The 13387-nt window shown below is 64.8% G+C and carries 9 protein-coding genes; all 9 read right to left on the bottom strand.

Translation table 11 applies throughout. From position 1 onward, the window contains the following. Window positions 1-157: 157 nt before the first annotated feature. Window positions 158-2239 (bottom strand): methyl-accepting chemotaxis protein, encoded by a 2082-nt coding sequence (locus tag UNPA324_RS12200; RefSeq protein WP_141934773.1) that lies wholly within the window; start codon window positions 2237-2239, stop codon window positions 158-160. A gap of 121 nt (window positions 2240-2360) precedes the next feature. Next, window positions 2361-3131: an enoyl-CoA hydratase gene (locus UNPA324_RS12195; protein ID WP_141934772.1), complete on the bottom strand. Its 771-nt coding sequence runs from the start codon at window positions 3129-3131 to the stop codon at window positions 2361-2363. Between the two features lie 12 nt (window positions 3132-3143). Further along, window positions 3144-3608: a MarR family winged helix-turn-helix transcriptional regulator gene (locus UNPA324_RS12190; RefSeq protein ID WP_141934771.1), complete on the bottom strand. Its 465-nt coding sequence runs from the start codon at window positions 3606-3608 to the stop codon at window positions 3144-3146. A 48-nt stretch (window positions 3609-3656) separates the two neighbouring features. Continuing rightward, complete coding sequence (locus tag UNPA324_RS12185) at window positions 3657-5318, bottom strand: tannase/feruloyl esterase family alpha/beta hydrolase (protein ID WP_181769371.1); 1662 nt, start codon at window positions 5316-5318, stop codon at window positions 3657-3659. Between the two features lie 82 nt (window positions 5319-5400). Then, complete coding sequence (gene serA, locus UNPA324_RS12180) at window positions 5401-6645, bottom strand: phosphoglycerate dehydrogenase (protein WP_128919223.1); 1245 nt, start codon at window positions 6643-6645, stop codon at window positions 5401-5403. Window positions 6646-6963: 318 nt separating this feature from the next. Beyond that, window positions 6964-8196, bottom strand: coding sequence for a rhodanese-like domain-containing protein (locus UNPA324_RS12175; protein ID WP_141934770.1), 1233 nt, complete (start codon window positions 8194-8196; stop codon window positions 6964-6966). A gap of 90 nt (window positions 8197-8286) precedes the next feature. After that, window positions 8287-9570, bottom strand: coding sequence for a DUF1963 domain-containing protein (locus UNPA324_RS12170; protein ID WP_141934769.1), 1284 nt, complete (start codon window positions 9568-9570; stop codon window positions 8287-8289). 163 nt (window positions 9571-9733) lie between these two features. Next, complete coding sequence (locus UNPA324_RS12165) at window positions 9734-10912, bottom strand: PepSY-associated TM helix domain-containing protein (RefSeq protein WP_141934768.1); 1179 nt, start codon at window positions 10910-10912, stop codon at window positions 9734-9736. Window positions 10913-10914: 2 nt separating this feature from the next. Beyond that, window positions 10915-13236, bottom strand: a complete 2322-nt coding sequence (locus UNPA324_RS12160) for a TonB-dependent siderophore receptor (RefSeq protein ID WP_141934767.1) — start codon at window positions 13234-13236, stop codon at window positions 10915-10917. Between the last annotated feature and the right edge of the window lie 151 nt (window positions 13237-13387).

Here is a 13387-nt window from a genome sequence, read left to right as displayed (position 1 = left end):
GCTCGTTTGAGGCCATCCTTCGAGACGCCCGCCTGCGGCGGGCCCTCAGGATGAGGTCGTGGCCCGCGGCAAAATATCAGATCCTCATGGTGAGGAGCCCGCCAAAGCGGGCGTCTCGAACCATGCAGGCCGAATCTCTGACGATTGCCTAAGGTGCTTACGCGGTCTTCACCGCTCCCAAAAAGCCCTCAACCGCGACGCGGAGACGATCGGCGTCGGCCGTCATCTTCTTGACGGACTCCGACAACACCGTGCCGGCATTGCCGGTCTCCTGATTGAGCCTGGCGACGCTGCCGATGGTGTCGGTGACCTCGCGGGTGCCTTGGGCCGCCTGCTGGAAATTGCGCGAGATCTCGGTGGTGGCCGCGCGCTGCTGCTCGACGGCGGCGGCAATCGCCGTCATCTTCTCGTCGATGCCGCTGATGGCGCCGCCGATCGAACGGATGGCTGCGACCGCCTGGCCCGTCGCGCCCTGGATCTCCTCGACCTGGCGCGAGATCTCTTCCGTCGCCGTCGCCGTCTGGGAGGCGAGGCTCTTGACCTCGCCGGCGACCACGGCGAAACCGCGGCCGGCCTCGCCTGCGCGCGCGGCTTCGATGGTGGCGTTCAGGGCCAGGAGGTTGGTCTGGCCGGCGATGGCGTTGATCATCTTCACGACCTCGCCGATGCGGCTGGCGGTCTGGTCGAGGATCTCGACGGTCGCGTTGGTCTGCTCGGCCTGCGACACGGCTTCGCGCGCCTCTCGCGCACTCGACTGCACCTGCGCGGAGATCTCGCCGACGGATGCGGAGAGTTCCTCGGTCGCGGCCGCGATGGTCTCGAGATTGTTGGTGGCCTGCTCGGCGGCGGACGACACCGCCGCGGTCTGGCTGCTCGATTGCGAAACCAGCGAGCGTACGCCGGTTGCGGTGGCATCGAGCTCCCGCGTCGAGGCCGCAACGCTGTGAATGACCGCCTGCACGGTGTCGTCGAAGCAGCGGCACGCTGCGTCGACGGTGCCGGAGCGGGCGAGCTGGAGCGCCTGCTGCGATGCGCGCTCCTGGCCCAGGCGTTCCGCGGTCGCCGCGCTCTCGCGCAGGCTCTCGAGCGCCGCGGCCATGGTGCCGAACTCGTCGGGATGCCGGGATTGCGGCACCGGCGTCGCATAGTCGCGCGCGCTGATGCGCGCGATGGCATCGAGGATGGCGCGCACCGGCCGCATCAGGCGATTGCGTACCACGAACACGCCGGCAAGGGTCACGGCCAGCGCGAGCAGGAAGGCGAACGACTGCACGATGAGATTGGTGAGGGCTTTGGCCTGAACGGCCTCCGCACGCGCGATCGACTGGTCGAGCGCCGTGTTGGCGACAGCGACGATGGGCGCGAAAGGCGATTGGCACAACGCGTTCCATTCCGCCGGGGGCATCGCCGGACGGCCGCTGCCGTCGAAATTTTTGGTGAGATCGCCGATCTGCTTGAGGACGCCGTCGGTCTTCGCGCGCGCCTGTTTGGCTGTGTTGACCATCTCCGCCGACACGTCAGGCGCGGCCAGCAGCTCCTCCATGCCCGTCCAGCCGGCGGCGATGATTCCGTTCCAGCCGGCTACGGTCTGCTTCTGGGTCTCGTCGAGCGGCTTGGAGGTGTTGACGTTCGGGCGCAGGGTCGAGCACTGGATGCCGTAGCGGTCGCGCACCTGCCAGGCAAGGCGGCGGGCCTGGATCATGCGGGCAATGAAGGGATCGTTGGTCCAGGCGCGGTTCGACACCGCGGTGGAGGCCAGATTCGCGGTCTCGATCACCTTGGTGACGCCATCGTACCAGGCCGCGGTGCGCTCGATCTTGCGCTCGGCACGCGGCAGCTTCGCCTCGTCGTAGAACAGCTGGAACTTCGGGGCGGCCTCGCTCCAGCGTTGCTTCAGCGTACTCGCAAGCTCGTCGCGGCGGGTGAATTCGATGGTGGAGAGGGCCGCGACGATGGAATCATAGCCGGCCTGCTCGGCCTTCTCGGCGGCACCGAGCTTGGCGCGCGGATCGTCCTCGCCGAGCAGCGCACTCTGGGCATCGCCCCGATTGCTGCGCAGGGACACCACGCCGTGGAAGATGGCCTTGTCGGCGTTCGCAAGCCGTTCGGTCTCCAGACTGTCGCTGTAGCGGCCGAAGGCCCCGACCATCTGGGTCGCGGTAGAGGTCAGCGCGCCGACGGCCAGTAGCGCCATCAGCGTCAGGAGAAGCGAGCTTACCGATTTGTTAAACATCGTCATGGGTCGGGCGCCTACTCTTCACGAGAGGCCACCTTGCATGGCGACATGCCAAGGTTTGGTTAAGACTTTAATCAAATACCTGCGGTTGTGCCCGCCGCTCCTCCCGGCAGGCCGCGTCCGCTCACGCCACCTTGGTGAAATCCGGCGGCCGGCGCTCGGCAAAAGCCGTGAATGCTTCGCGCGCCTCGGCGGTGCGCAGGCGCTGGGCGAACTGCTCGCCTTCGGCCTGCATCTGCGCAACCAGCGCCTCGCCGTTGCGCATCAGGCGCTTGGTCGCCGTGAGGGCGCCGGCCGGCTGCCGGGCAATGCGCTGCGCCAGTGCGAGCGCCTCGGCATCGAGCGTGTCGAGCGGCACCACACGGTTGACAAGGCCCCATTGCAGCGCAGCCTGCGCCGGTACGGTCTCCCCCAGCGCGAACATTTCGTAGGCGCGGGCATAGCCGATGCGCGCCGGCATCAGCAGGCTGGAAGCCGCTTCCGGCACCAGCGCGAGACTGACGAAGGGCGTCGACAATTGCGCGTTGTCGGCGAGCACTACGAGGTCGCAATGCAGCAGCATCGTGGTGCCGACGCCGACGGCACGGCCCTGCACCGCCGCAATCAGCGGCCGGGTGCAGCGCGCCAGCGACTGGATGAAGCGGATGACGTTGCGGCTGCCTTCGGACTTGCCGGCTGCGACCGCGGCAAATTCGCCGACGTCATTGCCGGCGGTGAACATGTCGCCCTCGCCGCGGATCAGGATCACGCGAGCCGACGGATCGAGCTCGGCGGATTCGATGGCGTCGGCAAGCTTGCCGTACATCGCATCGGTCAGCGCGTTCTTCTTGTCGGGGCGCGCCAGGGTGAGGGTGAGAATGCCGCCGTTGGTCTCGATCCGGACATGCTCGGTCATGGGTCTCTCCTTTTATTCGTCTGAACTTCTTGTCTCTGGAGGTCTTGGAAACTTGTCCTGAATGCTGGTCAGCCAGCGCGCGACGATATCGATCTCGGCAGCCGTGAATCCGTCCGTCAGCGCGGCGTTGACCTCGGCCGCGCCAGCTTTTGCTTGCGCCAGCACGGCGCGTCCCTTCGGCGTCAACCAGATGCGCCAGGCGCGCCCGTCCTCGCGATCGGCCCGCCGCTCGATCAACTTCGCAGCCTCGGTGCGATCGACGAGGCCGGAAATGCCGGCCGGCCCGATGTCGAGCGCCGCGCCGGCCTCGCCCATCAGGATGCCGTCCTGCTTGCCGAGAATGAACAACAGCCCGGCCTGCGCCGGCGTCACCTCGTTGTCCGGCCGCGCCGCCATCCAGCGCTGCAAGCGGCGCTGGGCGACGCTCAGCAGATAGACCAGCCGATGATGCCGCGCGTCGGCGCTTTTATTTCGCATGCGAAATATCTAGCCGGGCGCGAGGAGGATGTCAAACGAGCCGTTTCGCTACGGCGCGCAGGTGAAGCTTGCCGCTTCCGTCACCGGTCCCGATTTGTAGTGCGGCCAGGCCGGCCAGCGGCACAGCGGCAGCGCGCGCAACGTCGTGAACGACGGCGCTTCGACCTTCTGCTCGGCAACTTCGAGATCGCCGGGCGCCTTGCCCTTCTCGACCCAGTCGACCAGCACGCTCAGCATGTCGACATTGGCCGGCGCGCCGGAGCCGACATGGTCGACGCCGGGTGCGGTGTAGAGCCGAGCGAACTCGGCCGTTTCGGCCTTGCCGAGCTTGCGTTCGACGCTCTCGAAATAGCGGATGCCGGCATAAGGGCTCTGGGCGTAGTCGGCCATGTGCTCGAGCATGATGAGCCGACCGCCGCGCGCGCGGAAACGGCCGAGATCGGGGTCGGTCGAATCCATCAGCTTCGACACCTCGAGCAGCCGCGCCTTGTGCTCCTCCACCTTGTAGGTGGTGACGTCGAGCTTGGGATCGCGCGCGAACACATATTGAATGCCGCCGGCGCCGTAGATCCAGGCGATGCCGTTGTTGGGCGCGGGCGGCTGGGCCGGCGGCGCGGTGCCGAGCCACCACGCGGTCCAGCCGCCGGTCGGGCCGATCGCGGGCGTGTCCTCGCCCGAGACGCCCCAGCCCGGATAATCGTCGAGACCGTTGGCGAGCGCGAACGGGAATTTGTAGGTTCCGTGCAGCGTCTCGATCGCCGTGATCTGCGCGTCGGTGAGACACTGATCACCCGCTTTACCGGCCTCGCAGCGCAGCGTCTCGACCTTGAATGCGGCCTTGCAACCGACGGGATCCTGCACCAGCGCATCGTCGGAGCCGTCGGCCTTGTCACACGCCGCCCGCACGGCATCGGCGACGAGCTTCACCTGCGCCGGATTGATCCAGCCCGCGCCCATGGTGACGAGACCCGAACGCGTGCCGGCGTGCTGCAGGCCGACCCAGTTGATGACAGGCACGCGGGCAAGGATGCCGTCGAAATCGTCGGGATAACGCTGCGCCATGGTGAGACCTTCGCGGCCGCCCTCGGACGAGCCCATGAAGTACATCTTTTCGGGCATCCTGCCGTAGGCGCGCTGCATCAGCGCGACCGCGGCATCGCGCACTCTCTTGTAGGCACGATGGGCAAAGTTTTCGAACGCTTCGTCGTTCAGCGCAAAGACCTGCGGCGCCTCGCCTTGCTTGGTCTCATGACCGGAATCGGTGCCGTAAGTGACGAAGCCGCGCGCCAGCGGCGATGGCTTGTCGAAAGGATAGGCCGGCGGCAGCGCAAGGCCGGTGATCAGCACGCCGTTGAATCCGCCGCCGCCATATTGCACCGAGCGCCCGTTCCATTCGACGGGAAGGTTGACCTCGAATCTGATCGGCGGCGCCTTGGGGTCGACGGGGTCGATATGGCCGAGCACCTTGCAGAAGGCTGGATTGGCCGGCGCGATGCGCCCGGACGGCGTCGGTCCGCGTTCGGCCACACTGAGCTGCGAGGGCGGCTGCAACGTTGCGGAATCGATCTTCACGGCATCGGTCCGGCCATTGAGGCCCTTGCAGACCGTTTCTGCATCCTCCGCCAGGGTGAGCGCGAAAGCGGAATTCGCGCTCAGGGCCGCCGCCGTGCCCACGAGCCATGCGCACAGCGTCGCTCTTGTCAGCGTCATCGTTCCCACCCCGTTTGTGTTCTTGTTCAAATCGACCGGAGGCCGCATTCAATGCGACCTCCGAGCAGCCGTCAATGACGCGCTAGTGCTCGAACACCAGTCGCGCGCCGATCGTGCCGTCGAGGCTGCGGATCTGCTGCAGCAGCGCGGCGGAATCCTGGCCGCCGAGATCGGCATCGAGCACGACGTAGCCGAGATCGCCGGCGGTCTCCAGATATTGCGCGGCGATGTTGATGTCGCGCTGGAGGAAGACCTCGTTGAGCCGCCGCAGCATGCCGGGCACGTTGCGATGGACATGGCTGAAGCGCGCGCCGGAGGGACGCAAATGCAGCTGCACCTCCGGAAAATTCACCGCGCCCATGGTCGAGCCCGTGATGAAATAGTCGACCAGCTTGCGCGCGACCTCGCCGCCGATGCGCTCCTGCGCCTCCTCGGTCGAGCCGCCGATATGCGGGGTGAGAATGACGTTCTCGAGGCCCTGCACCGGGCTCTTGAAGCGATCCGCATTCGACGAGGGCTCGACCGGAAACACGTCGATCGCCGCGCCGGCGAGATGACCATCGCGCAAGGCGCGCGCGAGCGCGTCGAGATCGACCACGGTGCCGCGGCTGTTGTTGATCAGGAACGAGCCTGGCTTCATCGCCCGCAGCTCCTTCTCGCCGATCATGCCCGCAGTCTCCGGCGTCTCCGGCACGTGCAGGCTGACGACGTCGCTCTGCGCCAGCAGCTCTTGCAGTCGCTCGACCGGCTCGGTGTTGCCGTGACGGAGCTTGTCGGTGCGGTCGAAATAGATCACGCGCATGCCCATGGCTTCTGCCAGCGTCGAGAGCTGCGAGCCGATATTGCCGTAGCCGACGATGCCGAGCGTGCGGCCGCGCACCTCGCGGCTGCCGGTCGCCGACTTGTCCCAGCCGCCAGCATGGGCCGACACCGAGCGCGGAAAGATCCGCCGCAGCAGCATCACGATCTCGCCGATCACGAGCTCGGCGACGCTGCGCGTGTTGGAGAACGGCGCGTTGAACACGGGAATGCCGCGCTTGCGCGCCGCCGCAAGATCGACCTGGTTGGTGCCGACGCTGAAGCAGCCGACCGCGAGCAGCTGGTCGGCAGCGGCCAGCACCTCATCGGTGATCTGGGTCCGCGAGCGGATGCCGAGCAGCGACACGCCGTCGAGCGCCCGGCGCAGCACCTCTCCGTCCAGCGCCTTGGTCAGCCGCTCGACATTGGTGAAGCCCGCGCCCTTGAAAAGGTCGACAGCGCTATCATTGACGCCTTCGAGCAGCAGCGCCTTCGCGCTCCGCTCAGGGCTTTGGCCTGGGGCTGACATGGTGTCTCCGTAGATGATGAGCTTTGCCGCAGCTCATAGACCGCGAACGATGCGCAGCACAATAGGGGGCAGATACGGGAAGAAAATGGCGGTGCGTGAGATGCTTGGCATCCCACCAGCTCCGTCATTCTCGCACGCACAGTAGCCATTCCGTCATCCTGAGGTGCGAGTGGCACGATGCGCAGCATCGCGCCGGGAGCCTCGAAGGATGAACGGCCGAGGTGCCAGCCGGGCCGTCGCCCTTCGAGGGCCGCTGAAGAAGCGGCCACCTCCAGCGGCAACGGCTTCGCCGTTGCGCGGGGGTGACGGATAACAGGATCAAATCACGTAAAACCCGTGCGTGCCGTCGCGGCGGAGCTGCTCGACGAGGCCATATTCCCAGTCGAGATAGGCTTGCATCGCGGCTTGCGCGACGTCGGTACCTTCATAGGGACGGCGGTAGCGATGGGCCGGATCGGGCTTGGGCAGCACGCGTGGCGGGCCGACCTCGAGCGCGCTGTCATAGCCGCCCTCGAGCACATAGACCTCCCAGCTCATCTGCGCCAGCCAGGACGCCGTCATGTCCGCGCGGACGCCCCTGTCGTCGGTCAGGACGATGCGTGCCCCTCGCACAGGCGCGGCCATGTCGGTTTCCTGGACGAGCTGGCCGCCGGGGTAATGGCGGAAGCCCGGGAAATGGCCGGCCGCATATTCCTCGGCGTCGCGCACGTCGAAACGATAGAGCGTGCGATCGGTCTGCGCGACAAGCGCGGCCATCTCGCGCGCGCCGATATGACGGACACCGGCGCGATAGGCGACGTCGCGCGCATTGGCCGGGCCGCCCTCGAACGGCCCGATCGCGCCGCGCCTGTCGGCGCCGTGATCGAGCGTGTGCCGCCCTAGCGTCCAGCCGATGGTGCCGTTGCGCAGCGCGCGCACCTTGTTGGGCACGCCGGCATTGATCAGCGACTGGGTGCCGATGATCGAGCGGGTGCGGCCGGCGCAATTGACGATGATGGTCGTTTCAGGGTCGGGCGCGGCCTGCCCTGCCCGCAGCACCAACTCGGCGCCAGGCACGCTGACCGAGCCCGGAATGTTCATGGTCGCATATTCGTCGAAACGGCGGACATCGAGGATGGCGATGTTGGCCTTCTCGGCAATCAGCTTTGCCACCTCGTCGGCGCTGAATGAAGGCGTGTGGCGCCGCGCCTCGACCAATTCGCCGAACGCTTTCGAATAGGAATTGACGTCCTCGAAGACCTCATAGCCCGCCGCACGCCAGGCCTTCAATCCGCCCTCGAGCGCGCTGACATTGGTATAGCCGAGCGCGGCCAGACGCTCGGCGCCGCTCGCGCACAGCCCTTCGCCGTCATCATAGAGCACGATCGGCACATCCTTGCGCGGCAGCCTCGTCTCGGCCTCGATCGCGATCCGGTCGGCGACCATGTTGGCGGCAAACAACGGATGTCCCGTCGCGAAGCCGGCCTCGTATCTGAGATCGAGCAGCGCGATTTCTTCGCGCAGCAGAAGGGCGCGGCGGATGCCGGCGGGAGTGACGGTCGGGAGCTTCATTGTGCGGGCCTTGCGAAGAGAACAGGGACCTTTTGAACCATTGCGGTAGCGTTGGCCAGCAATAAGCCAGAAGCACATGCGGAGATCAGGCTAGTCGCATTGGTATGTTGCGACGACCTGGGAGAAATCGCCTTGAGCAAGCGCATCGGGATCGATCCAGAAATGAAGCACGCCGCCGATATCTGAGTGCCAATCGAAAAAGGCAAGATCGCCCTCGATCTGAAGCAGCAATATATCTTCCAGATGCTCCTCGGTCGCATCCTGCCATGAGCTGCCATACCCCAGCATTTGATGAATCGCCGTGTGGAAATGGCGGCGTCGCCCCTGTTCAGCCGTCGGCGCCGTCCAACGATTTTGTCGCACGAGATTTGCAACGTAACTCAATGGAGCGTCATCGACAGCGTCGACATCGTGCGTCGCCATACAACGGATCGTATAGTTGATGGCGTTACCAAGGTCTTCCGCGATTCGGCCGACACCAGTGGTTACCTGCCTGTCCAACTTCTCGTAGCCCTGCACGATGTCGAACCACCAAGACCTGAACGCTGCCTTCGTGCCCGCATCGACATCATCCAGTGGAGTCAGATCCCGACACCGTTCGAGCCACCCTATGGCCCCGGCACGACAACGCTTCAGTTCCACGATTGCTTCTTCGGTGGGTGGCTTGCCGTAATATCCGTTCGTCAGGTCGCACTGGACATTCGATAAGACCGACCGAACCACGCAAGCGATCAGCAGCCAATTGAACGGCCAATTCTCATCCTTTTGATAGTTGTCCACGCTTCGGAACTGAAGCAGATCATTCTGATGCGGCTCGCCTGGACCAAGCGCTTTACATAATTCCTTGATCATGAGTTCGCCTCCGACGGCATCTTCCAGAAAGTAGAAATCACGGAACAGCCGGAAGGCAACCGGATATTTGAATTCGACCTTGGAATGGAAATCGACGTCGGGATTGAGCCATCTGACTTGGTAGTCACCGTCGCTGCCAGCCAACGGCATCAGATCCGGTGGTGGCTGGCGGTCGGGATACGCATTGCCGTCGGTTGGGCTGTAGAGGACGCGACACGGTGGGTGTCCCTCGCCAACGAACACAGAACTACAGAAGAAATAAAGCGTACCCCGCGTCGGGAGCGGTGACCAGCCGGCCCCTGGCACTTCGGCCAAGTCGATCTGGGCCACGAATGTCAATGCAACAGTCTCTGGTAAATTATAGGCCGTGACGTCTGCAGTGGGCCAATCGAAACGCGGAGGCAATTTGGGAAGCCCCCCGAAGAAACTTCGGGCCGAGTGCTCCAATGGCACGGGCAGATCGCTGCGCCTGACCAGCACGGCAGGCCGGGCCGTCTCTTCAAGTTCGTCTCGTTCCGACATTGCTGAAGGGCTCCCGTACACGACCTCAACGTGTGGAGGGAACCATTCTCTAACGCCCGAGACAAGGATTTCCTTGCTTGGCTGTGATGGCGACGCTTGGAGTAACTGGCCTCGGCCCAAGAGACCAAGTTGTCATAGGCCTCTCGGCGACCGCCTCGTCCGCTCACTCGCCGGGAACGAGCCGCCCGAGCGGTGGCTGCGCCGGACGCCGCAGCCTGCGGTGCGACAGATAGAGCAAAATGCCGGTGACCGAGAACAGCGGCATTGTGATCGCGGCGATCATGAAGACGAGCTTGCCTGGCCAACCCAGGATCTCGCCGCGATGGATGTCGTAGATGGCCGCGATGACCTTCTCGCCGAACGTCTTGTCGGCAAAGCGCTCCGCGGAGACCAGTTGCCCGGTAACGGTGTCGATGCGGAATTCATCGCGCGTGGTTTCCAGCAACGAGGCTTTCCCCCATGACCGGATGCGCAACGTCGTACCCTGCGCCGGCAGTGTCAGCAACGCCTTGGAGAACCGGTCGCCCTTCTCGCGTTGGAACGTCGTCCATGCTTGATCGAATCCGATTGGCCGCACCGGCTCGGAGTTGGCCGCACGGGGCAACTTTGCGGGCATCTTCGCTGCGGTGACGTGCGGACGCACCAGCAGCCAGGTCACGCCGTCCTTGTACCATTCGAAGGAGAAATACAGGCCGGTGAGCGTCATCGCCAGATAGACCGGCAGGACCCAGGTGCCGATCACGGTGTGCAGCGACCGGTGCAGGGCGCGCCCACCGAGCGCGAGGTTCGGCTTCAGCCACATCTTCACGCTGCCCGCCCGCCGCGGCCAGCGCAGCACGAGGCCCGTGACCAGCATGACGATCAGGCCGAGTGCGATGGTGCCGGTGATGGGGCGTCCCCAGCCCTTGCCGTCGCCGGGAATGAGCAGCCAGCGATGCAGCCGGCGCACGGTCGCGAAGAATGCCTCGCCCCGCGGCGAGCCCAGCACGTGCGCGTCATAGGGATCGACATAGAGCGAAGCCGGCCGTCCGCCCTGCTCGTCGCGGCCGAAGCGGACATGAACCGCCGCCGATGGATCGCTCGACAGCGTGACGGCAGCGACCTTGCCGAGGTCCTGCGCCGCTATCAGCCGCGCAACCAGTTCGTCAGGCATCAGCGGCGGGGCCTGACGCGGCGCGACCTGCATGATGCCGGCGTTGAGATGATCGACGATCTCGTCCTCGAAACTCATGATCGCGCCGGTCAGCGCGATCAGGGACAGCAGCAACGCCAGAACCAGACCCGCGACGGAATGGACCTGGAACAGGACCGCCTTGATCGTGTGTCCCAGCCGTACTGCCATGGCTAGAATTTCACCGTGGCCGACAGCGAGATGCGCCGCGCATCGCCGATGGCGACGTTCAAGGCATTCCCGGTGCTGGACGTATAGTAGAGCTTGTCGAACAGGTTCTTGACATTGAACTGATAAGTCACGGGCAGACTATCGATCTTGGTGTCGTACGTGGCAAAAATGTCCGCCACGGTATAGGCCGGCATGAAAAACGTGTTGGCAGAGTCGCCTGCCCGATCGCCGACATAATGCGCGCCTCCGCCAAGCCGCAGGCGTCCGGGGAGCCTGTCGCCGAAATCGTAGACGAGATAGAGCGAAGCCGTGTTCATTGGAGCATTGAACAGCTTGGCATTGCCAACAACGGGATCATCGATCAGCCGTGCGTCGGTATAGCCGTAACTTCCGATCAAGCTCCATTCGTCGGTCAGCCTGCCGGTCACGTCCAGTTCCACGCCGCGCGACCTGGCCGCACCGGACGTGCGCGCCGCCGACTTGCCGCCGCCGATGTCGTCCAGCACCAGCACGTTCTTCTTCTGGATGTCGTAGAGCGCCAGAGTGCCAGACAGCCGCTTGTTGACGTCGAATTTCAGTCCGGTCTCCCACTGCATTCCTTCTTCGGGCGCAATGGTGGAATCGACAACGAAGCCGGCCGTGAAAGGCGGGATGACCGATGTCGGCTTCAATGACTGCGTATAGCTCACGTAATAAGAGAGCTGGTCGTTGAGTTTGAAGATGACGCCGCCGAGCGGCAGAACCTTGTCGCCTGCCAGATTGGTGGCGGTCACGAAGAGGGGGCGCCCTTTTCCCGCGAGCTGCTCATATTCCATCCAGCGCACACCACCGACCACGGACAGCCAGTTGGTCAGGTGGAACGTATCCTGGGCAAAGAAGCTGCGGGTGCCGAGCTTGTCGGTCTGCTCGCTGTCGGTTGCCGAAACGGTCGTGCCCGGCGCGACCAGTCCATAAACCGGGTTGTAGAAGTTGAAGCTGGGAGTCGCCTGGCGAATCAGATCGTGGCGATCGATCGTGCGATACAGCGCCTCGCCTCCGAACAGGATCTCGTTGCGGAAGCCGCCGACCCAAACGTCGCCTTGCAGATAGGAGGTGCCGTAGCTGGCGTTGCTCAGCGAGTTGCGCGTACCGTCGTTGCTGCGGGTTTCAATACCGGTCGTGGCGTTGACGCTGGTGATACGAAGCTGGTTCGCGCTGAAAGTCTCGGTGTTGTAGCTGTAGGCCGCGGTGACCTTCCAATTGTCGTCGAGCTTCTGCTCGACTGAGGCCTGCACCAGGTCGGAAGTGCCCCACATGTTGTTGAACGGCTCGTCGAGCCGGCGCGTCTTCGGGATCGCCAGTGGAGCGCCTTTGACGAAGGCCGTGCCGCGGTCGAACGGAGTGATGAATTCGCGGTGCTCATAGGTGAGCTGGACGGTCGTGGTGTCGCCGTACCAGGCAAGCGATGGGTTCACCAGCATCTCGCGGTGGCGGCCGAAATTGCGCCAATAATCTTCGCTGACGCCGTAGCCGATGAACCGATAGGCGAGACCGCCGTCGCCGATCGGACCGGTGATGTCGAGCGTGCCGTCAGCACCGCTGCGGTTGTTCGCGTAGGTCGAGCCAAGCAGGGTGACCGAGCCGTGCTGGTAGAGTTCCGGACGCTTGCTGATGGTGTTGACGATGCCACCGGGATCCATGATGCCGTAGAGCAGCGAAGCCGGTCCCTTCAGCACTTCGACGCTATCCACTGCGGCGTTCAGGCTGCGGCCCTGCACCAGCGGCATGCCGTTGCGCATGATCGAGCCGTCGCGGTTATCGCCGAAGCCGCGGCGGATCACGGCGTCCTGGGTCCCGGCGAGCGTGTTGGCCTGGCTGATGCCGCTGATGTTGACCAGCGCGTCGTCGACGTTGCGCGGCAATTGATCCTTCAACACCTGCGCGGGCACGACGTTGACGGCCTGCGAGGTATCGAGCGGCGAGGCTCCGGTGCGCAGCGTGGTTGCGCTCGGCATTGCGCGATAGCCGAGCTTGGCGGCCAGTTGCGCGGCAGCGTCTGCTGCGGCACGCTCCGAAATCGTCGGGGCCGCGGATGCGGGGTTGCGATTGCGCTGGCGCGCGGCAGCCTGCGTGCGGCGTGAAGACTGATCCGCAGCGTGCGCCGGTTTCGGCCGCGGCGCCGGTGCGTCCACCGTCACGGGGGGGAGCGCCGATTGCGCCGGCGCAGTCGTCGTGTTGAAGGGAGATGCGAGCAGCACCGCTGCACCGATGAGAAGACCCGCACGACTTTCGCCGGCGTGGGTTCGACGGCCGTTGACAAAGAGGCCGTCCAGATGAGCAGGCACGTTCGATTCACTTCCAGGTCAGACGCAGCATTGAAGCTGGCGCGTCTAACAGCCGCGGTGCGCGAAGAGAACCGCAGCCGGAGTTGAATCGCTCTAGTGTTGAATGGTTCTAAGACCTGAGCGGCAGCAAACGGCAATCTCCAATTGCCAT

This window comes from Bradyrhizobium sp. UNPA324, from assembly GCF_006658635.1.
Taxonomy (GTDB): domain Bacteria; phylum Pseudomonadota; class Alphaproteobacteria; order Rhizobiales; family Xanthobacteraceae; genus Bradyrhizobium; species Bradyrhizobium nanningense.
The sequence above is the reverse complement of the archived record's forward strand: the minus strand, read 5'-3'. Positions and strand labels throughout refer to the sequence as shown.